Annotated in this window: 22 protein-coding genes; 14 read left to right on the top strand and 8 right to left on the bottom strand. The window is 68.6% G+C overall.

Features of this window, described 5'->3' with window-relative positions:
* Positions 1–262: 262 nt before the first annotated feature.
* The 4 genes from AC1RRR_RS21650 (at position 263) to AC1RRR_RS21635 (ending at position 7,925) form a co-directional block, all read left to right on the top strand.
* Complete coding sequence (locus AC1RRR_RS21650; protein ID WP_492815957.1) at positions 263–2,614, top strand: TonB-dependent receptor; 2,352 nt, start codon at positions 263–265, stop codon at positions 2,612–2,614.
* A gap of 139 nt (positions 2,615–2,753) precedes the next feature.
* Positions 2,754–3,437, top strand: coding sequence for a Fe2+-dependent dioxygenase (locus tag AC1RRR_RS21645; RefSeq protein WP_492815955.1), 684 nt, complete (start codon positions 2,754–2,756; stop codon positions 3,435–3,437).
* Between the two features lie 92 nt (positions 3,438–3,529).
* Positions 3,530–6,226 (top strand): PAS domain S-box protein, encoded by a 2,697-nt coding sequence (locus tag AC1RRR_RS21640; RefSeq protein ID WP_492815953.1) that lies wholly within the window; start codon positions 3,530–3,532, stop codon positions 6,224–6,226.
* A gap of 58 nt (positions 6,227–6,284) precedes the next feature.
* On the top strand, positions 6,285–7,925 hold the full coding sequence (locus tag AC1RRR_RS21635) for an MFS transporter (protein ID WP_492815951.1): 1,641 nt from the start codon (positions 6,285–6,287) through the stop codon (positions 7,923–7,925).
* Here the strand turns inward: AC1RRR_RS21635 and AC1RRR_RS21630 are convergent.
* Both AC1RRR_RS21630 and AC1RRR_RS21625 read right to left on the bottom strand, forming a co-directional pair.
* Positions 7,918–8,808, bottom strand: a complete 891-nt coding sequence (locus AC1RRR_RS21630; RefSeq protein WP_492815949.1) for an NAD(P)-dependent oxidoreductase — start codon at positions 8,806–8,808, stop codon at positions 7,918–7,920. The genes AC1RRR_RS21635 and AC1RRR_RS21630 overlap by 8 nt on opposite strands.
* A 14-nt stretch (positions 8,809–8,822) precedes the next feature.
* Positions 8,823–9,137, bottom strand: a complete 315-nt coding sequence (locus AC1RRR_RS21625) for an MliC family protein (RefSeq protein WP_492815947.1) — start codon at positions 9,135–9,137, stop codon at positions 8,823–8,825.
* 189 nt (positions 9,138–9,326) lie between these two features.
* On the opposite strand from AC1RRR_RS21625, the gene AC1RRR_RS21620 reads away from it, so the two are divergent.
* The 5 genes from AC1RRR_RS21620 to AC1RRR_RS21600 all read left to right on the top strand — a co-directional run bounded on the left by AC1RRR_RS21620 (position 9,327) and on the right by AC1RRR_RS21600 (position 13,430).
* Entirely contained in the window at positions 9,327–9,857 is a 531-nt protein-coding gene (locus AC1RRR_RS21620; protein WP_492815945.1) for a (2Fe-2S)-binding protein, read from the top strand.
* A complete protein-coding gene (locus AC1RRR_RS21615; RefSeq protein WP_492815943.1) occupies positions 9,854–12,034 on the top strand; it encodes a xanthine dehydrogenase family protein molybdopterin-binding subunit in 2,181 nt (726 codons plus the stop codon). The genes AC1RRR_RS21620 and AC1RRR_RS21615 overlap by 4 nt, the downstream gene beginning before the upstream one ends.
* 62 nt (positions 12,035–12,096) lie before the next feature.
* Complete coding sequence (locus AC1RRR_RS21610; RefSeq protein ID WP_492815941.1) at positions 12,097–12,591, top strand: helix-turn-helix domain-containing protein; 495 nt, start codon at positions 12,097–12,099, stop codon at positions 12,589–12,591.
* 199 nt (positions 12,592–12,790) lie between these two features.
* Entirely contained in the window at positions 12,791–13,228 is a 438-nt protein-coding gene (locus tag AC1RRR_RS21605) for a hypothetical protein (protein ID WP_492815939.1), read from the top strand.
* The gene (locus tag AC1RRR_RS21600; protein ID WP_492815937.1) at positions 13,206–13,430 is read left to right on the top strand and encodes a hypothetical protein; all 225 of its coding nucleotides are present in this window, start codon (positions 13,206–13,208) and stop codon (positions 13,428–13,430) included. The genes AC1RRR_RS21605 and AC1RRR_RS21600 overlap by 23 nt, the downstream gene beginning before the upstream one ends.
* A 24-nt stretch (positions 13,431–13,454) precedes the next feature.
* On the opposite strand, the gene AC1RRR_RS21595 is transcribed toward AC1RRR_RS21600, so the two are convergent.
* Positions 13,455–14,075, bottom strand: a complete 621-nt coding sequence (locus AC1RRR_RS21595; protein ID WP_492815935.1) for a nucleotidyltransferase family protein — start codon at positions 14,073–14,075, stop codon at positions 13,455–13,457.
* 29 nt (positions 14,076–14,104) lie between these two features.
* Between AC1RRR_RS21595 and moaA the strand changes: the two genes are divergently transcribed.
* Genes moaA through moaC form a run of 5 tightly spaced genes read left to right on the top strand, consistent with a single transcriptional unit; the run spans position 14,105 to position 16,832 of the window.
* Positions 14,105–15,133 carry a GTP 3',8-cyclase MoaA gene (gene moaA / locus AC1RRR_RS21590; protein WP_492815933.1) on the top strand — a complete coding sequence of 343 codons (1,029 nt, stop codon included), beginning with the start codon at positions 14,105–14,107 and terminating at the stop codon, positions 15,131–15,133.
* Position 15,134: 1 nt separating this feature from the next.
* The gene (locus AC1RRR_RS21585; RefSeq protein ID WP_492815931.1) at positions 15,135–15,365 is read left to right on the top strand and encodes a MoaD/ThiS family protein; all 231 of its coding nucleotides are present in this window, start codon (positions 15,135–15,137) and stop codon (positions 15,363–15,365) included.
* Positions 15,362–15,805: a molybdenum cofactor biosynthesis protein MoaE gene (locus AC1RRR_RS21580; RefSeq protein ID WP_492815929.1), complete on the top strand. Its 444-nt coding sequence runs from the start codon at positions 15,362–15,364 to the stop codon at positions 15,803–15,805. Before AC1RRR_RS21585 ends, AC1RRR_RS21580 begins: the two co-directional genes overlap by 4 nt.
* A gap of 11 nt (positions 15,806–15,816) precedes the next feature.
* On the top strand, positions 15,817–16,368 hold the full coding sequence (gene moaB / locus AC1RRR_RS21575; RefSeq protein WP_492815927.1) for a molybdenum cofactor biosynthesis protein B: 552 nt from the start codon (positions 15,817–15,819) through the stop codon (positions 16,366–16,368).
* Positions 16,365–16,832, top strand: coding sequence for a cyclic pyranopterin monophosphate synthase MoaC (gene moaC, locus AC1RRR_RS21570; protein WP_492815925.1), 468 nt, complete (start codon positions 16,365–16,367; stop codon positions 16,830–16,832). The genes moaB and moaC overlap by 4 nt, the downstream gene beginning before the upstream one ends.
* Here moaC and AC1RRR_RS21565 read toward each other — a convergent pair.
* The 5 genes from AC1RRR_RS21565 to AC1RRR_RS21545 form a co-directional block, all read right to left on the bottom strand.
* Positions 16,829–18,628 (bottom strand): methyl-accepting chemotaxis protein, encoded by a 1,800-nt coding sequence (locus tag AC1RRR_RS21565; protein ID WP_492815923.1) that lies wholly within the window; start codon positions 18,626–18,628, stop codon positions 16,829–16,831. The genes moaC and AC1RRR_RS21565 overlap by 4 nt on opposite strands.
* Before the next feature lie 107 nt (positions 18,629–18,735).
* Positions 18,736–19,515 carry a class I SAM-dependent methyltransferase gene (locus AC1RRR_RS21560; protein ID WP_492815921.1) on the bottom strand — a complete coding sequence of 260 codons (780 nt, stop codon included), beginning with the start codon at positions 19,513–19,515 and terminating at the stop codon, positions 18,736–18,738.
* 45 nt (positions 19,516–19,560) lie between these two features.
* Positions 19,561–19,926: a Rieske (2Fe-2S) protein gene (locus AC1RRR_RS21555; RefSeq protein ID WP_492815919.1), complete on the bottom strand. Its 366-nt coding sequence runs from the start codon at positions 19,924–19,926 to the stop codon at positions 19,561–19,563.
* Positions 19,923–20,213 (bottom strand): YciI family protein, encoded by a 291-nt coding sequence (locus AC1RRR_RS21550; RefSeq protein WP_492815917.1) that lies wholly within the window; start codon positions 20,211–20,213, stop codon positions 19,923–19,925. The genes AC1RRR_RS21555 and AC1RRR_RS21550 overlap by 4 nt, the downstream gene beginning before the upstream one ends.
* Before the next feature lie 2 nt (positions 20,214–20,215).
* A complete protein-coding gene (locus tag AC1RRR_RS21545; protein ID WP_492815915.1) occupies positions 20,216–20,500 on the bottom strand; it encodes a YciI family protein in 285 nt (94 codons plus the stop codon).
* Positions 20,501–20,502: the final 2 nt, after the last annotated feature.

The raw sequence follows: 20,502 nt of genomic DNA, 5'->3' as shown, positions 1-20,502 counted from the left end.
CTTCGTCGAAACGGTATTCATTTTTCAAACTCCGGACGTCGTCCGGCGCTCCGCATCCCTTTCCACCCGTCCTTCGCAGCCCTCCGGCGCGAGGTCGTCGCCCCGTGCGCGGGCGCCTTCCGCAATAAAGCGTCGCTTTTCAGACACAGGTTGCGCAATTGCGAACTATTATCATTGCGACAGCTTCGCAACATGTCTAAGAACGCCTCGCAATTTCAGGAGGGGCCTGCTCAACACCGCGCCCCCGGGGATAGGACCAACCATGCGTAAGCTGAACTCTGCCGGCGTCGTGAGCCGGCCCCGTCGCGCTCTGGGCGCTGTCGCCGTCGCCGGCCTGGCCGGCCTGGGCCTGGCTCAAACCGCCGCTGCTGCTGACATCGACGCGCCCGTCGCGACCGCCGCCGCTGCGGCCACGGCTCCGGCCGCCGACAGCACCGAGGTCGCCGGCGTCAAGATCGATGCCAAGCGCACCGCGGACCCCTCGTCGAGCAAGTTCACCGCGCCGCTGCTGGACACGCCGCGTTCGATCACGGTGATCTCGTCGCGGATCATCGAGCAGACCGCCGCCACCTCGCTGACGGACATCCTGCGCACCTCGCCGGGTATCACCTTCGGCGCCGGCGAAGGCGGCCAGCCGCTGGCCGACCGGCCGTTCATCCGCGGTCAGAGCTCGGGCAACAACATCTTCGTCGACGGCGTTCGCGACACCGGCGGCCAGACCCGCGAAGTCTTCAACCTGGAACAGGTCGAGGTCATCAAGGGTCCGGACTCGGTCTATAGCGGCCGCGGCTCGGGCGGCGGCAGCATCAACCTGTCGTCCAAGAGCCCGAAGACCACCAGCTTCCTGGCCGGTTCGGCCGCCGCCGGCACCGACAGCTACTATCGCCTCACCGCCGACGGCAACTACGCCTTCGCCAAGAACGCCGCGTTCCGCCTGAACCTGATGGCCACCGGCGGCGACACGCCCGGCCGCAACACCGTCGACTTCAAGCGCTGGGGCTTTGCCCCGTCGGTCGCCGTCGGCATCGACACCGACACGCAAGCGACCTTGGGCTTCTATCACCTGGATACCGATCAGGTTCCGGACTACGGCATCCCGCTGGCCAGCAAGCGCACCTGGGGCGTGGCCGGCACCGACAGCCGCACCCGTCCGGCCAACGGCATCCTGGACGTCGATCGTTCGGCCTATTACGGCCTGGACCGCGACTGGATGAAGACCAAGGCCGACATCACCACCTTCGCCATCCGCCACGAGATCAATGAAGACTTCGCGGTCCGCCAGGTGGTGCGCTACGGCAAGACCCTGAACGACTACTTCGTCACCAACCCCGGCGACGGCGGCGCGGCCCAGTTCGTGGCCGGCGAATGGTGGATGCTGCGCGGCACCAAGTCGCGCTGGAACGAGACGACCAGCACGGCCTTCACCACCGACCTGACCGGCAAGTTCAACCTGGGCAGCATCGAAAACCGCTTCAACGCGGGCTTCGAGCTGTCGCGCGAAGTCAATGACAACGCCAGCTACACATTCTTCACCAACGGCGGCTCGGCCTGTCCGACCGGCTTCACTGGGGCGACGGTCGGCTGCACCCGTCTCTATGCGCCGAACCCGAGCGACGCCTGGAGCGGCGTGATCAATCTGGGTCCGGTCTCGCAATCCAAGACCCGCAGCGGCGCGATCTACGCCTTCGACACGGTCAAGCTCTCGGAGAAGCTGCTGCTGAACCTGGGCGTCCGCTACGATGACTATTCGACGCGCGGCACGACCGCCGCCTCGACCAACGCCAATGGCGTCATCACCAGCGTGACCTACACCAGCGTGCCGAAGGCCAGCTGGGACTTCTTCAATTATCAGGTCGGCCTGAACTACAAGCCGACGCCGTCGAGCAGCCTGTACGTCTCGTACGCCACGTCCTCGACCCCGCCGACGACGCAAGGCGGCGACCAGAACACCGCGGCGACCCCGGCCCAGGCGATCCTGGATCCGGAGGACACCACGAGCTTCGAAGCCGGCGCCAAGTGGAACGTCTTCAACGACAAGCTGGCCCTGTCCGGCGCGGTGTTCAAAACCCAGCGCAAGAACGCCCTGATCCTGGTCGACAACGGCATTTCCCAGCAGGTGGGCGAGACGCAGGTCAAGGGCGTCGAACTGGGCGCCTCGGGTTATCTGACCCGCGCCTGGCAGGTGTTCGGCGGCTACACCTACATGGACAGCGAGCTGGTGCGCGGGGCGGTGACGATCCCGACCGGCGGCGGCGCGCCGATCCAGAACATCAACCAGGGCGACCCCCTGGCCAATACGCCCAAGCACAGCTTCAGCCTGTTCACGACCTATCGCGTGATCCCGGCCCTGTCGGTGGGCGGCGGCGTCTACTACGTGTCCAAGAGCTTCGGCGGCAACCAGGGCGGCGCCGGCGGCGGGACCAATAAGGTGTTCGCGCCCTCGTACACCCGCCTGGACGCTTTCGCCTCGTACAAGATTAACGACAAGATGAACCTGCAGCTGAACGTCCAGAACCTGACGGACAAGCAGTACATCCTGCGCACCAACGGCGTGCACCACGCCGACCCGGCGCCGGGCCGCCAGGCGATGCTGACCCTTGCCGTGAAGTACTAGCCCTCCCCTTATTAGGACTTCGCGACCGCGCCCCGCTCGAACGGACCTCGAGCGGGGCGCTTTATTTTTCGGCCTGATCCGGGTCAAAGAAGGCCGAGCCCGCTCGGTCTAAGCCGGCTCAGGAAAAGGAGCCGCCCGCATGATGCTGCAGATCCCGCAGGTGCTGACCAAGGACCAGGTGGCCGAGCACCGGGCGATCCTGGACGCAGGGCCCTGGGTCGACGGCAACCTGACCTCGGGCCACCAGGCCGCGCGGGCCAAGACCAATGAGCAGCTGCCCCAGGACAGCGACGCGGCCCGCACCGTCGGCGCGGCCATCCTGCAGGCGCTGGAAGCCAATCCGCTGTTCGTCTCGGCGGCCCTGCCGCAGGTCATCCTGCCGCCGATGTTCAACCGCTACGGCGAAGGCATGGGCTTCAAGGACCATGTCGACAACGCCATCCGCCGCGATCCGGTGACCGGCCAGCGCCTGCGCACCGACCTGTCGGCGACGCTCTTCCTGGCCGAGCCGGAGGACTATGACGGCGGCGAGCTGGTCGTGAACGACCTCTATGGCGACCACGTCGTCAAGCTGGAGGCCGGCGACATGATCCTCTATCCCAGTTCCAGCCTGCACCATGTGACCCCGGTGACCCGAGGCCGCCGGACGGCCAGCTTCTTCTGGATCCAGAGCCTGATCCGCGACGACGCCAAGCGCACGATGCTTCTGGAGATGGATGTCGCCATCCAGCGCCTGGCCCGCCAGGTGGCGGCCGACGACCAGGGGATCCTGTCGCTGACCGGCGTCTACCATAATCTGCTCAGGCAATGGGCCGAGGTCTGACGCCAGATACCCGTTCACGGAACATCGCTCTGCGTTTGGAACTATAAGTTTACGGTTGCGCTCCACGATCCGCCCAACCTCGCGGAGACCGGATGTCCACGGCGTCGAGCACAGATGCGAATTCCAGCGCCCCCACGCCGTTCGGCGAGGAAGAGGCGGCGCGCTGGTTCTTCGACAACGCCAGCGATCTTTTCACGATCGTCTCGGCCGAGGGGCGCTTCGTCACCGTCAACGCCGCCTGGACCGCCCTGACCGGCTGGAGCGCCGAAGAGACGATCGGCCAGCCGACGATCAAGTTCGTGCACCCCGACAGCCAGCCCGAGCTGCTCGACATCGGCGAGCGCATGCGCCGGACGGGGGCGACCACCACCGACCTGCAGGTGCGCCGCAAGGACGGCCTGTGGATTTGGCTGCGCGGCCGAGGGCGCCTCGGGCCTAACGGCGAACTGGTCGGCATGCTGCACGACGTCTCGGCCGAGATCGAAAACCGCGCCGAGCTGGAGGCGGCTCGCCACACCCAGCAGCTGCTGGCCGAGGCCGCCGGCATTGGCGTCTGGCGCTACGACCCCGACGGCGAATGCATCGACTGGTCGCCGGACACCCTGGCCTTGCTGGGCCTGAAGCCGTCCGACGTCGACACCGCCGAAAAGTTCGTGGCCCGCCTGGCCGAGGATCAACGCGAGGCGGTGCATGACGTCTTCCGCCGCGCCGTCGCGACCGGCGAGGGCGGGGCGATCGAGTTCCGCCTGTGCGGCAATGACGGCCGTTGGCAGACCTTCCGCAGCACCTATCGCGCCGAGACAGGGTCGGGGCCGCCGTTCGCCTTGAATGGCATCACCCAGAACATCACCGACGTGGCCCGCAGCCGCGACAAGGCCATCTGGAGCGAGCGCCGGGCCCGCCGCCTGGTCGAGGACGCGCCGTTCGCGGTGGCCGTCTACGACCTGGACATGCGCCTGCGGCTGGTCAGCCCGCGCTTCCTGGAGATCTTCCGCTCGACCGAGGCCCAGGTCATCGGCAAGACCCTGACCGAGCTGACGCACGGCAGCCGCCGCCGCTTCGTGGCCGGGGTGACCCGGGCGTTGTCGGGCGAGGTCGTGACCCGCCGCGAAGACCGCCTCGACGACGCCGACGGGGTCGAGCGCACCTTCCGCTGGGAGGCTCGCCCTTGGCGCAACGAAGCCGGCGAAGTCGTCGGCGTCATCACCTATATGGACGACGTCACCGCCCTGACGACGGCGCGGCGCGAGGCGCGGATCAACGCCCGTCGGCTGAAGGTCGCCCTGGGCGCGGCCCGCGCCGGCGTCTACGAGATCGACCACGAGTCCCAGGGCTTCTGGGGCTCGCCCGAGCTGCACCGCATGATGGGCCGCCGGGTCGGCTACGAGGACGTCCGCGAGGCCGTCTGGCCCATGATCCACCCCGAGGACCGCGCCCAGCTCTACGAGGCCGCGGCCGAATGGCGGCGGACCGGCGCCTGGGGTTCGCAGGAATATGACGTGCGCATCGTCGCGCCCGACGGCCGGTCGCGCTGGGTGCGGGTCTTCCACGACGTGCGCCGGGACGCCTCGGGCCGGGCTCGCAAGGCGTTCGGCCTCGTCCTGGATGTCGACGAGAAGAAGAAGGCCGAGCTCGCCTTGGTCGCCGCCGAACGCGCGGCGCAGGCGGCCAACGAGGCCAAGGCCCAGTTCCTGGCCAACATGTCCCACGAGATCCGCACGCCGATGAACGGGGTGCTGGGCGTCATGCATGTGCTCAAGCGTGAGCTGCCGGCCGGCGACAGCGCAGATCTTTTGGGAGAAGCTTTGGCCGCTGGCCAAATGCTGTCGACCCTGCTGGACGACGTCATCGATATCTCGCGCATCGAGGCCGGGCGCCTGGACCTGCACCACGAGGCGGTCGATCCCGGCGAACTCGTCAGGGGCGTCGCCCGCCTGCTGGCCGGCCAGGCCTCGCACAAGGGCCTGCGGCTGGAGCTGGACATCGCGCCGGACCTGGGCTGGATCCAGACGGACCCGACCCGGGTGCGGCAGGCGCTGTTCAACCTGATCGGCAACGCCGTGAAGTTCACCCTGCGTGGCTCGGTGACCGTGCGAGCTCGCAAGGCTGACGGGCAACTGGTCTTCGACGTCATCGACACGGGCGTCGGCGTGCCGCTGGAGGCCCAGGGGCATCTGTTCGAACGCTTCCAGCAGGCCGACGCCAGCACCACCCGCCGCTTCGGCGGCTCGGGCCTGGGCTTGGCCATCACCCGCAAGGTGGCCCAGATGCTGGGCGGCGAGGTCTCGTTCACCTCGGTCCCGGGCGAGGGCTCGACCTTCACCCTGACGATCGCCGCCAAGGCCGTCGCCGCGCCGGAAGCGGTCGGGGCCCATGCCGACGACCTGCTGGCTGGATTGAAGGTGCTGGTCGTCGAGGACAATCCGACCAACCAGCTGGTCGCCCGCCGCATCCTGCAGCAGCTGGGCGCGGACGTCAGCGTCGCCGACGACGGCGCCTCGGGCGTCGAGGCGGCCCGCGACGGGGCCTTTGACCTCATCCTGATGGACGTGCAGATGCCGGGCATGGACGGGCTGGAGGCGACCCGCCGGATCCGCGCCCTGCCGGGTCCCGCCGCCCGCGTGCCAATCATCGCCCTGACCGCCAATGTCATGGCCCACCAGCGGGCCTCGTACCGCGCCGCTGGCATGAACGGCGTGGCCGCCAAGCCGATCGCCCCGGCCGCCCTAGTCACCGAGATCGTCCGCCTGTCGCAGGCCGGTCCCGATGAACAAGGCGCCGTCGCCTAACCCCGTTCCCCCAATCCCTGAACCACGCTAAGCAGGGGCCAACGAACGGGGGAAATACATGGCCGGCGAAGGTCAACAAGGCGCGTCGATGCGCACGGTGGTCGCGGCCTCGTCGGCCGGCACGGCCTTCGAGTGGTACGACTTCTTCATCTTCGGCAGCCTGGCCCAGGTCATTTCCAAGACCTTCTTCACCGGCCTGCCCGACGCCGCCGGCTATATCGCGGCCCTGGCCCTGTTCGGCGTCGGCTTTGCGTTCCGGCCGCTGGGCGCGCTGGTCTTCGGCAAGATCGGCGACCAGGCCGGCCGCAAGGGCGCGTTCCTGGCCACCGTGCTGCTGATGGGCGGCGCGACCTTCGCCATCGCCTTCCTGCCGACCTATCAGCAGGCGGGGATCATCTCGCCGATCCTGCTGATCGTCCTGCGCTGCGTGCAGGGCTTCGCCCTGGGCGGCGAGTATGGCGGGGCGGCGATCTATGTCGCCGAGCACTCGCCGCCCGACCAGCGCGGCCGGTCGACCTCGTGGGTGCAGACCTCGGCCGCCTTTGGTCTGTTCGGCGCGCTGATGGTCATCATGATCACCCGCTCCATCGTCGGCCTCGAGGCCTTCGACGCCTGGGGCTGGCGCATCCCGTTCGCCGTGTCGATCGGCCTCCTGGGCGTCTCGGTCTGGATGCGCATGAAGCTGACCGAAAGCCCGGCCTTCGCCGCCATGAAGGAAGAGGGCAACGCCTCCAAGGCGCCCTATGCCGAGGCCTTTGGCCAATGGAAGAACCTGAAGCTGGTGATCCTGGCCTTCCTCTCGATGATGTGCGCCCAGGGCGCCGTCTGGTACACCAGCTTCTTCTACGTTCAGACCTTCATGGAGAAGTTCCTGAAGGTCGATCCGGTCACCATCAACGAACTGATGATGATCGCCACGGCGGTCAGCGCGATCTTCTACGTCGTCTTCGGCTGGCTGTCGGACAAGGTCGGCCGCAAGCCGGTGATGCTGGGCGGCATGACCCTGGCGCTGCTGTTCTACTTCCCCGGTTTCCACGTGCTCGAGAAGGCCGCCAACCCGGCCCTGGCCGAGGCCTCGGCGAAGGCGCCAGTCGTCGTCGTGGCCGATCCGGCCGACTGCTCGCTGCAGTTCGACCCCGTCGGCAAGGCCGCCTTCGTCACCTCGTGCGACATCGTCAAGGGCGCACTGGCCAATGCCGGCGTCTCCTACACGAACGAAAAGGCGCCGGCCGGCGCGACGGCGGTGATGAAGGTCGGCGGCGCCGAAGTCGTCTCCCAGAGCGCGAAGGGTCTGCCCAAGGCCGAGACCAAGGCGGCCAAGACCGGCGTCGAGAAGCAGATCAAGGCCGCCCTGGCCAAGGCCGGCTATCCCGCCAAGGCCGACCCGGCCCGGATGAACAAGCCGCTGATCCTCGGCGTGCTGTTCGTCTTCGTGATCGCCGCCACGGCCCTGTTCGGCCCGCTGGCCGCCTGCCTGGTCGAGCTGTTCCCGACCCGGGTGCGCTACACGGCCCTGTCGCTGCCCTATCACATCGGCACCGGCTGGGTCGGCGGCTTCGTGCCGTTCTTCGCCTTCGCCATCGTCACCGCGGTCGGCGATATCTATGCCGGCCTCTGGTACCCGGTCGTCTTCACCCTGATCAGCGTGCTGGTCACGGCGTTCCTGTTGCCCGAGACGAAGGGCAGGCCGCTCAACTAGCGGCCGGCACGACCTCGACGGCGATCTCGGCCTGGGTCAGGGCGTGGATCAGGGCCGGGTCGACGGCATGGGTGATCAGCCGGACGATCTGGCGGCCTTCGCGGGCCAGCTGGATCAGGTGATCGGCATTGGCCTCCGCTGCGTCCATCCGCTCGACATCGCGGCGGGCCATCTTCACGACCTCCGGATCGGCGTCGGCTTCCAGCACCAGCACGTCGGCCGCGCCCAGGGCTCGTGAAGCGCGCAGGGTCAGCAGGTCCACCGGACCCTTGCCGGCGATGAAACGGACGGTTCCCTTGCGGGCCGTGCCCTTGGCCAGGGCTTCGCGGAACAGCTGGCCGGCCTTGTCCATGTCGCCGGCGCGAGCGGCGGCGGCGGCTTCTCCCAGTACGGCGTCGCGCAGGAAGGCCCGGCGTTCGTGCAGGGCCGGCAGGGTCCCGCGCACCTCGCCCTGGAACTTCTGCAGCAGGGCGGCGACGCGGCCCATGCCCTCGGGCACCTGGGCCTCGATGTCGTTGCGCAGCATGGTCGCCAGCACTGGGGCCGAGCCGCCGGTGCCGACGGCCGCCACCACCTCGCCGCGGTCGATCACGGCCGGGGTGTTGAAGTCGCACAGCGCCGGCCGGTCGACGACATTGACCAGCACCCGCGCCGCCCGCGCCGCGCTGGCGGCGGCCTGGACGAAGACCTCGTCGGGGCTGGCAACGAAGGCCAGGATCGCGCCGGTATAGGATCCGGGCAGATAGGCGTCATGGCCCTCTAGCCGCACCAGGGTCGCGGGCGAGCCGTCGAACAGCCGGGCCTTGGCGTCAGCCGCGTCGCCGACGCCGGCGATCACCACCTTGCGGCCGGCCAGGGGGAAGTAGGCGGGGAAGGAATCCAACGCGGGACCTCGACTTACTGCGAACGGCAATCGGCGTACGGGCCGCCGGGGAAACCCTTGAGCATGGCGTCGGCGCCCTTGCTCCAGATCTCGGCGTCGCCGGCCGTGTAGCGGGCGCCGGACGCCGAGCGCGCCAGCTTCAGGGTCTTGGTGACCCCGCCGGCGGTGACCACGACCTTCTTGCCGTGCAGGGCGTAGGCGCTGGTGAACCGCTTGCCGCCCTTGCAGCTGTAGCGGATCGGCGCGTCCGTCGAATCCATCGGGGCGACGGTGGCGCAGCCCGCCAAGGTCACGGCCAGGACGGCAAGGGGAACGAGGACGCGGCGCAAGACGGAAGCCTCCGGGCGGTTACGACGCCGAGCATAGCGGGCCTTCGCAGGTGCGGCAGCGATTTTCAGCCGCTAGGCGTTCCCTGCTCAAAGGCGCCGCTAAAATTCCCGCTGGCCAAGCCCAGTGTGAACGGTGTTAGGTTTCGATCAGGGCGCGGGGCGTCCTTCTTTCGTTGGAGGCGAAGACGCATGGCCGTGACGCTCGACATCAACGGTAAGCCCACATCGGTACAGGCCTCGCCCGACACGCCCCTGCTGTGGGTGCTGCGCGACGAGCTGGGCATGACGGGCACCAAGTTCGGTTGCGGCATGGCCCAATGCGGGGCCTGCACCGTGCACCTGGACGGCCAGGCGATCCGCTCGTGCGTGACGCCGATCGAGGCGGTCGGCACGGCCAAGATCACCACCATCGAGGGGCTGGGCGGCCAGCATCCGGTGCAGCAGGCCTGGGTGCGTCACGATGTGCCCCAGTGCGGCTACTGCCAGTCGGGCCAGATCATGTCGGCCTGCGCCCTGCTGGCCCAGAAGGCCAAGCCCTCGGACGAGGACATCGACAACGCCATGGCGGGCAACATCTGTCGCTGCGGCGCCTATCAGCGCATCCGCGCGGCGATCAAGGACGCGGCCGAGACCGGTCCGCCGTTGGGCCAGCCGCACGCCGACATCGACGAGGCCATCGTCGCCGGTTCGGGCGCCACCCATCGCGGAGCTGGCCGATGAACGCCCCCTTCAAGCCCATCGAGGGTCCTAGCCGCCGCGATGTCGTCGTCGCCTCGGCCCTGGTCGGCGGTTCGCTGCTGGTCGGCTGCTCGCCGGCCGACATCATGAGCGCCGGCTCCAAGGTCGAGGTCGGGGCCTTCGGACCCTTCATAAAGATCGCGCCGGACGGCGTGGTGACGGTGATTTCCAAGCACGTCGAGTTCGGCCAGGGCAACCATGCGGGTCTAGCGGCCATCGTCGCCGAGGAGCTGGACGCCGACTGGACCAAGGTCCAGGTCGAGCAGGCGCCTGCCAATGCCAAGCTCTATGCCAACGGCGCCTTGGGCGCGCAGCTGACCGGCGGTTCGTCGGCGATCTCCAATTCGTGGGACCAGCTGCGCAAAGCCGGCGCCGGCGCGCGGGCCATGTTCGTCCAAGCCGCCGCCAACAAATGGAACGTTCCGGTCGGCGAGATCTCGGTCAAGGATAGCGTCGTCACCCACACCTCGGGCAAGACGGCGACCTTCGGCGACCTGTTGGCCGACGCCGCCAAGGTGCCGGCGCCGACCGACGTCAAGCTGAAGGACCCCAAGACCTTCACCCTGATCGGCACCGACCGGGTGCGCCGCAAGGACGCCCAGGCCAAGAGCGACGGCACCGCCCGCTACACCCAGGACGTCCGCCTGCCCGACATGCTGACGGCGGTGGTCGCTCACGCCCCGCGCTTCGGGGCCAAGGTGAAGAGCTTCGACGCCGCCGAAGCCAAGAAGGTCGCCGGCGTGGTGGATGTCTTCGAGATTCCGACCGGCGTCGCCGTCGTCGCCCAGACCACCTTCGCTGCCCGTATGGGCCGCGAGGCGCTGAAGCTGGAGTGGGACGAGGACAAGGCCGAGAAGCGCGGCTCGGCGGCGATCGCCCAGCTGTTCAATGACGTCGCGGCCGGCAAGAACACCGAGACCAAGTGGGAGCCCTTCGACCAGCGCGGCGACGCGACGGCGTTGAACTCCGCCAAGGGCGCGAACGTCTTTGAGACGACCTACGAATTCCCCTATCTGGCCCATGCCACCATGGAACCGATGAACTGCGTGGCGTCGGTGGACGGCAACAAGGTCAAGATGGTGTTCGGCTCGCAAGGCCAGACCCTGGACCAGCTGGCCGCCGCCAAGATCGTCGGCTGCCTGCCGGGCTCGGTCGAGATCGAGACCCTGTTCGCCGGCGGCTCGTTCGGCCGGCGCGCCAACTTCCAGTCCGACTATGTCGCCGAATGCGTCCACATCGCCAAGAAGGTCGGCAAGGGCCGGCCGGTGAAGCTGGTCTGGACCCGCGAGGACGACATGCAGGCCGGATATTTCCGGCCGCTGACCGTGCATGCCGTGAAGGTCCAGCTGGACAAGGACGGCTATCCGGCCGCCTGGCGCCACCGGATCGTCAGCCAGTCGATCATGAAGGGCTCGCCCATGCCGGCCGGCAAGGGTCCTGACCAGACGGCGATCGAGGGCACGGCGGGCTCGCCCTATCTGAAGGCCACGCCGATCGTCGACGCCCAGGTGGCGCTGCCCGACGTCGGCGTGCCGGTGCTGTGGTGGCGCTCGGTGGGCGCGACCCACACCGCCTTCGTCATGGAGCACACCATCGACCAGCTGGCCGCCAAGGCCGGCAAGGATCCGATCGAGTACCGCCGGGCGCTCTACACAAAGGCTGGCGCTGACCGGCATCTGGCCGCCCTGAACCTGGCCGTCGAGAAGGCCGGCCCCAAGGCCGCCGCCGGCTGGACGCGCGGCGTGGCGGTGCACGAAAGCTTCGGCTCGGTCGTGGCCCAGGTGGCCGAGGTCAAGGTCGAGAACGGGACCCCGCGCGTCGGCCGCGTGGTCACCGCCATCGACTGCGGCGTCGCCGTCTCGCCCGACCAGATCGCGGCGCAGATGGAAGGCGGGACCTGCTATGGCCTGTCGGGCTTCCTGTTCGGCGAGGTGACCCTGACCGACGGCAAGGTCGATCAGACCAACTTCGACCGTTACCGCGTGCTGCGGATCAACGAGGCGCCGACGGTGGAGACCAACATCGTGCCCTCCGGCAATCCCCCCAGCGGGGTCGGCGAGCCGGGGACGCCGGTGATCGGTCCGGCCGTGGCCAACGCCCTGCTGGCCCTGAACAAGACGCCGACCACGCGGCTGCCGTTCGTGCGCTCGGAAAACTGATTGTTTCAGAATACCCGTTCTGCTCGCTAGACGAGAGCCGGGCGGCCTAGCATCTTGGCCGCATGGTGGATCGCGTCAGTATCGCTTTCGAGAAGCTTACCCCCCGGGAGCGGGAGATCCTCCGACTCATCGCGGCCCATCTCCAGTCCAAGGAGATCGCGCGAGCGCTGGGCCTGTCGCCCAAGACCGTCGAGATGCACGTGCTCAGCGCCCGCCGCCGGCTGTCGGGCATGAGCCGCCGCGACGCGGCCCTGGCCTTCGTGGCCTGGGAAGGCGGCGACCCCGGTAAAGACTACCGTAAGCAGCCAGACGGGATGGCAGCGCTTCCGAGCGCGCGCCCTTCTGATCACGAGATCAAAAGCGACCGCAAAGGCGCATCACGGCCCAGTCTCGATGTTCGGTCCACGGGCCGGCGGGACTGGCGTTATGAGCTGAGCGGTCTTCAATGGCTCGGCCTCGTGCTGGGCGTCACGGCCGCCGTCGCCGTGGCCCTGGCTGTGATCGCGATCAGCATTGACGCCCTCATCATGGCGATCCAGCGGATCACGCACTACTAGCCTGGCCGGTCACGAAGCCTGCGATCTCCAGTGTGAAACGGCCGCGCGGACGTCGCCGCGCGACAGGATTTGCTTTGGATGTTGCCGCGCGTTGAATATCGGAGGGCGGTCTCGGCGTTCGAAGACGCCGCGCCGCTGGCGTTCTGGCGAACGCCGACCTATTGGCTTGAACAGCCCTCACGCGCTTCGGGACCCGAGTTTGTCGATTTCCCTGAACACCTACATCCACTATCTGATCGCCGTGATCGTCTGCGGATTGGGACTGTGGAAGGGCGATCGGCCGCTGCGGCTCGTGTCGGGCGTGACGATCATTTCCTGGAGCGTCACGCCGCTTCTCAGCCAATGGGACCATCCCGGCCTGAACGTGCCCCAGACGGTGACGGACGTGATCACGACGGGGGCCTATGTCTGGCTCTCTCTGCGATGGCGTCGGCTGTGGATCGTGGTGCTTGCCGCCCTGGCGACGCTGGTGATCCTGTGTCCGTTCGTCTACCTCCTGGACCCGCGGGTTCACCGCAACAGCTGGATAGCGGCCAACAATATCCTGGCCGTGTTCCACTTGCTGGTCATCCTGGTCGGCTTCTGGCTGACCCGTCGCGCCCCGGAGCGGGCCGATGAAGGAACTGTTCGATCCTGACCTCGATGCGATCGCTGACGAGGAAGACATCGACGAATTCCGGCGCGGCCTCGTCACGCTGAACGAGGATCATCGCCGCATCCTCATGATCCTGGTCCCCAAGCTGGTGGCGCTGCAGGAGCGCGGCGACTCCAGCGCCGCCCTGCGGCTGATCGCCGAGATCCGGCGCCTGGTGACCGGCGCCGAGGGACCGCTGCACTAGGGTTTGGGGGAAGGCCGCTGGATCTCAGCGGTCTTCGACGGCGCGGGCGAGGTCTTCGGGTCGATCCACATCGAGATGGATCCCCGGGTCCTCGACGGGAACCCGCGCCAAACGGGCGCCCGCGGTCTCCAACAGAACGCGGGCGCCTTCGTCTCCGGACAGGGCGCGCAGGGCGGGGAACCAAGAGGCGCCAAACAGCACCGGATGGCCGCGCCGGCCCAGATAGGTCGGGGCGACGATGTCGTGAGGACTGGTCAGGGTGCGGGCCAGCGTCGTGACGGTGGCCGGGTCGATCCGGGGCATGTCGCCCAGCAGCACGAACACGCCGGCCGCGTCGTCGGGTAGGGCGCGGGCGGCGGCGCGTAGCGAGGCGCCCATGCCCTCGGCGGCGTCCTCGACGGTGACGATCGTCAGCCGGTCGCTAGCCGCCAGGCGCTCGGCGGTGGCCTTGACCACCTTGCGCACGGCGTCGCTGGCCACGGCCACATGGACGCGCCGGACGGGCGACAGGAAGGCGGTCAGCAGGGCCCCGGCGACCAGTGGCGCGCCATCCAGCCGCGCCAGCAGCTTGGCGCCGCCGAAACGGGCGCTGGCTCCCGCCGCCAGCACGATCGCCTCCAGCGACGTCGTATCCCTTTCCGTCATGGGTCTCAGCGCCTATTCTAGAAGCGGATATGACGCCTTATGACGATAGTCCCGCGCAAGCGGTCTTCGCGGCCCCCCGTCTGATCGACGGTTTTGGGCGCGCCGTCACCTATCTGCGCGTCTCCGTCACCGACCGCTGCGACCTGCGCTGCCTCTACTGCATGTCCGAGCACATGACCTTCCTGCCGAAGGCGCAGGTGCTGACGCTGGAGGAGCTGGACCGCCTGGCCTCGACCTTCGTCGGCCTGGGCGTGCGCAAGTTGCGCCTGACCGGCGGTGAGCCGCTGGTGCGCAAGGGCTTCATGGAGCTGGTCGCCAGCCTGTCGCGCCACCTGCGCTCAGGCGCGCTGGACGAGTTGACCCTGACCACCAATGGCACCCAGCTCGAGCGATTCGCCGCCGACCTGGCCCGCCACGGCGTGCGGCGGATCAATGTCTCGCTGGATACGCTGAAGCCCGATCTCTTCCGCAAGCTGACGCGCGGCGGCGACCTGGAGCGCGTGATCGCCGGCGTCGATGCGGCCCTGGCGGCGGGCATCGCGGTGAAGATCAACGCCGTGGCCCTGAAAGCCGACAACGCCGCCGAACTGCCGGAGCTGATCCAGTGGGCCCATGCTCGCGGCTGCGACATGACCCTGATCGAGACCATGCCGATGGGCGAGGTCGACCAGGATCGCACCGACCAATATCTGTCGCTGCAGGACGTCCGCCGCGACCTGTCGTCGTTCTGGACGCTGGAGGACATCCACCACGCCACCGGCGGCCCCGCGCGTTATATCCGGGTGGCCGAGACCGGCGGGCGGCTGGGGCTGATCACCCCGCTCAGCAACCACTTCTGCGACACCTGCAACCGGGTGCGGCTGACCTGCACCGGCACGCTGCACACGTGCCTGGGCCGCGACGACGCCAGCGACCTGCGGGCGGTGATCCGGGGCGGGGCGACCGAGGCGCAGCTGCGCGAGGCGATCTTCGCGGCGATCGGGTCCAAGCCCAAGGGCCACGACTTCCAGATCGCCCGCCCGGCTGTCGCTCGGCACATGTCGACGACCGGCGGCTGAGATGGCCCGCGTGCTTCTTTTTGGACGCCTGGCCGATCAGGCCGGCTGGCGCGATCGCGTGGTCGAGGCGGCTGATCTTTCGGCTCTGCGCGAAGTCCTCTCGGGCGAACTGGGTGACGCCCTGACCGCACCCGGCGTCCAGGTCGCGGTCGATAAGGCCATCGTCCGGGGCGAGGCCACGCTCTCCGCTACGACCGAGGTCGCCTTCCTGCCGCCGATGAGCGGCGGATGATCGTCACCCTCACCGATCAGCCGTTCGAACCCGGCGCGCTCGTTACGGCCTTCTGCGCCGATCGCCAGGAGACCGGCGCGGTGGCCACCTTTGTCGGCCTGGCGCGGGCCGAGCAGGGGCAGGCGGCGGCGCTGGAGCTGGAGGCCTATCCGGGCTTCACCGACGCGGCGATCGGCGAGATCGCTCAAGCCGCGATCGAGCGCTTCAAGCTGCACGACGTCCACATCGTCCACCGCACCGGCCGTATCGCGCCGGGCGAGGCGATCGTCTTCGTGGCGACCGCCGCCGGCCACCGCCGCGACGCCTTCGAGGCCTGCGACTTCCTGATGGACTATCTGAAGAGCCGCGCGCCCTTCTGGAAGAAGGAACATGGCCCAGACGGCGCGCGCTGGATCGAGCCGACGGACCGCGATAGGACCGACGCCGAGCGCTGGGACTAAAGGAGAGACGGATGTCGGAAGGCCTGAAGCCGGGCGGCGGGATCAAGCCGGAACTGCCGTTCAAGCCGGTGCGCATCGCCGTCCTGACCGTGTCGGACACCCGCGACGAAAGCACCGACACCTCGGGTCAGATCCTGATCGACCGGGTCCGTGACGCGGGTCATGAGTTCGCCGGCCGCGCCGTGATCCGCGACGATGTCGAGCAGATCCGCGCCCAGGTCCGCGACTGGATCGACAGCAAGGCGGTGGACGCCATCCTCACCACCGGCGGCACCGGCCTGACGGGCCGCGACGTCACGGTCCAGGCGCTGGAGCCTCTGTTCGACAAGAAGATCGACGGCTTTTCGGTGATCTTCCACCTGGTCAGCTACGCCACGGTGGGCCTCTCGACCCTGCAGTCGCGGGCCACGGCCGGCCTGATCGACGGCGTCTTCGTCTTCTGCCTGCCGGGCAGCAACGGCGCGGTGAAGGACGGCTGGGACAAGGTCATCGCCGCCCAGCTCGACAGCCGCCACAAGCCCTGCAACATGGTCGAGCTGATGCCGAGACTGCTCGAGCAATGAGCAAGCTGACCCACATCGACGACCAGGGCCGCGCCCGCATGGTCGACGTCTCCGACAAGCCGGCGACGGCGCGCGAGGCGGTGGCGACGGGTTTCGTGCGGATGAGCCCTGAAACCCTGGCGCTGGCCGTGTCCGGCTCGGGCCGCAAGGGCGACGTCCGCGCCGTGGCCGAGTTGGCCGGCGTCATGGCCGCCAAGAAGACCTCTGACCTGATCCCGCTGTGCCACCCGCTGGCGCTGTCGAAGGTCGTCGTCGAGGTTGAGCCGGGCGAAGGCGGCCTGGCCGTCACGGCGCGGGTCAAGACCACCGGCCCGACCGGCGTCGAGATGGAGGCCCTGACGGCCGCCTCGATCGCCTGCCTGACGATCTACGACATGCTGAAAGCCGCCGAGAAGGGCATGGTCATCGAAGCCGTGCGCCTGCTCGAGAAGACGGGTGGCAAGTCCGGCGACTGGAAGGCTTAAGCCGCCCGACGCTGGCCGTTGTCGCTGGCGATCCGCAGTTCGCCCATCCGCTGGGCTAGGCGCGTGGCTTCTTGAGCGAGCGCATGGCTGGCGGCCGTCGTCTCCTCGACCATGGCGGCGTTGCGCTGGGTGACCTGGTCCATCTGGTTCATGGTCGTGTTGACCTCGGCCAGGCCGCGGGCCTGCTCCTGGGTCGAGGCGGCCATCTCGCCGACCAGGCCGTCGATCTGGTCGACCTCGTCGGCGATGGCGCGCAAAGCTTCGCCCGCTTTACCGACATATTCCACGCCCTGGCCGACCTCGGCCGTGCTGGCGCTGATCAGGGTCTTGATCTCCTTGGCGGCGTCGGCGGAACGCTGGGCCAGGGCCCGGACTTCCTGGGCGACGACCGCGAAACCACGACCGGCTTCACCAGCGCGGGCGGCTTCGACGCCGGCGTTGAGGGCCAGCAGATTGGTCTGGAAGGCGATCTCGTCGATGACGCCGATGATCTGGCCGATCTGTTCCGAGGACTTCTCGATGGCGCCCATGGCCTCGACGGCCTGGCTGACGATCGAGCCCGAGGCGTCGGCGGCGGTGCGGGCGCGCTCGACCACCTTGCGGGCGCGGCTGGCGCCCTCGGCGGTCAGGCGCACGGTGCTGGTGATCTCGTCCAGGGCGGCGACGGCTTCTTCCAGGCTGGCGGCCTGGCGCTCGGTGCGGCCCGACAGGTCGTCGGCGGCGGCGGTGATCTCGGCGGTGCCGCCGTGGATCGCGGTCACCGCGCCCAGCGAGGCGGCGATGACGCCCGACAGCTTCTCGACGGCGACGTTGAAGTCGACGCGCAGCTTCTCGTAGCCGGCGGGGAAGGGGCGCTCCAGGCGGTGGCTGAGGTCGCCCCGCGACATGTGCTGAAGCGCCTCGGCCAAGCTCTCGACGACGGCCTTTTGGGTGGCCTCGGCCTCGTTGCGGCGTTGCTCGGCCTGCTGGCGCTCGATCTCCAGCGCGTCACGGACGTCGGCGGCTTCCAGTTCCTTGCGGCGGGCCTCGACGGTGTCGTGGAAGGTCTGCAGGGCGTCGGTCATCTGGCCGATCTCGTCCTGGCTGGTCTTCTTGGGCAGCACGACCGACAGGTCGCCGGCCGACAGGCGGCGCAGGGCGTGGGTGATGGCGACCAGCGGGGCGACCAGGCCGCGCTTGGCCGCGACCATCAGGGTGACGGCAAACAGGCCGGCGGCGACCAGCAGGGCGCCCATCACGACCTGGCCCAGCAGGCTCATCGACTTGGCGGCCTTGGAGTCACGGACGGCGGCGGCTTCGATCTTGGTCGAGGCCTCCTCCATCTTGCCTTCCAGGGCCGAGAACTGCTGGGCGAAACCCGGCAGCTTGGCGCGGGCGCCGGCGATGTCGCTGTCGGCGCTGCCGACGATCTCGCCGGCCGAGGCGATATAGGTCGCCAGCGGCGCTTCGACCTCTGCGAGGGCGGCCTTGACCGACGGGTCCTGGGCCAGTTGGCCGCTGGAGGCGATGTCGTCCTTGAACGCCTGGGTATGTTCGGCCAGGTCGGCGCGCACCGCCTTCAGGTCGACGCCCAGGGCCGGGTCGGAGGACATGATGCCGCCCATGACGTCGGCGCGCAGGGCGTCGTGCATCATGTCGGCGTGCATGTGCAGGCGCAGGATCTTGGCGGAGGCTTCCGAGCGGGTGAGCGCGCCGTCGAGGCTCATGGCCACCCACAGGCCCGTGCCGGCCGTGGCCGCGCACAGCAGCGCCGCGCCGGCGGCCGCTCCCATGACCTTCTGACCCAAGGACGCCATGTCGATCTTCTCCGCGCGGGGTTGCCGCAAATCTCGGGAGAAGGATGCCGGTCGAGGTCTCTAACGGGTCTTAACCGTAACCGTGTCGACCCGGCGACATAACGTCGCTATCGGGGAATCTCGGCCGTCTTCACGAGCGCGACCTGGCGGTAGACGGCGGCGATCTCGAAATAACGGCCGAAGGCGGCGTGGAACTGGTCCACGGCCTGCTTCACGCCCGGGCCGCCGATCTCGCTGATATCGTGCCAGTAGTCGTCCAGCACCATCATGCCGCCCACGCTGAGCAGGCTGGCGCAGAAGCACAGGTCGATCAGCACGGCCAGGGCCGTGTGGCTGCCGTCGACATAGATCAGGTCGAACTGTTCGTTCCGCTCCAGCATCTGGGGCAGGACGTAGGTCGAGAAACCCTTGTGGGTGTCCAGGCTGCGGAAGCCGCACTTGGCCATGTTGCGGCGGAAGCGCGGCTCGACGGCGTGGTACTTCTCTTCCGGATTCAGGGCCTCGTCGAACCAGGGGTCGATGACGGTGACCGCCAGGCGGTTGGGCAGCAGCCAGTCCATGAAGGCGAGATTCCGGCCCTCATAGGCGCCGATCTCCATGTAGCGGATCGTCTCGCCCTCGGGACGCTTGCCGGCGAAGTCGCGCAGCAGCGGGGCCACGAACGGGATGTTGTTGCTGGCCCAGGTCGAGGTGAACTCGAAGCCGGCGGCTTCCGCATGGGCGTTGAAGGCGTCGACCACGGCATGGTCGCGCTGGCCGCCCAGCATGGTCTTGGCCAGGTTCGTGGCCAGGCGCGGATTGATCTTGGTCAGCGAGCGCAGCTTGGCCAGACCGGCGCGGTGCGTCACCGCCTCGGCGTCGAAGTGCATGTCCGTGCCGTCGGCCATGGTGATCTCTCCGCAATCGTTGGCGGTGAGCCTAGGCCAAAGGTCTTAAGCGACGATGATCTGGCCGTCGCGGACCTCGACGGGCCAGGGGAACAGCTTCTCGTTCGGACAAGGACCGGCGACGCAGGCCCCGTCCTCGATCTTGAACAGGGCCGCGTGGCCGGCGCACAGGATCAGGTCGTTCTCGCGGGTCAGGTAACGACCGGCGAAGCCCGCTAGCGGCCAGCCGGCGTGTGGGCAGCTGTCGACATAGCCGACCACCACGTGGTCCTTGCGCACCACGAACCCGGCGAACATCGCGTCGCCCTCCCGCCAGCGGAAACCCTTCGAGCCGGGCGAGGCGATCTCGTCCAGCGCGCAGAGCACCGTGCCGGCGGCAGGCCGGGCGGGGTTGTCGCGGTCGAGGTTCATGGCGCCGGGACCGAGTCGATCCCGACCGGCCACTCATGGATCTCGACACGCCCGAACAGGCCGGCCTGGACATAAGGGTCAGCCGCCGAAAAGGCTCGCGCCGCGGCGAAGTCTTCGACCTCGACCGCCATCAGCGAGCCGCGCATCACGCCGGCCTCGTCCTTCAGATAGGCCCCGAAGCGATAGTCCGGCCGCGAACGCACGAAGGCCAGGTGCGCCGGCCGGGTGGCCTGGCGCAGATCCTCGGTCCCGGGCCGATCCAGGCAGTGCAGAGCGAACAGCGGCAAGATCAGCCGATCGAGCCGACGCCCACGCGCCAACCGTCGATCGCGACGCTCTCGAAGATGCCGGCCAGGGTGTAGGGATCGTTGTCGACGAAGGTCTGCACGGCGGCGCGGTCCTCGGCCTCGACGATCAGCATCGAGCCGATCGGCGAGCCGGCGTCGTCCAGCAGCGGGCCGGCGGCCTTCACGACGCCCGCGCCGTTCAGATAGTCCAGGTGGGTCGGACGGGTGGCCATGCGCGTCTCGAGGGCGCCGGGCTTGTCCTTGCAGTAGACGACGAAGAGGGCCATGC

It is taken from the genome of Caulobacter sp. GW821-FHT12D05, from assembly GCF_058807295.1.
The sequence above is the reverse complement of the archived record's forward strand: the minus strand, read 5'-3'. Positions and strand labels throughout refer to the sequence as shown.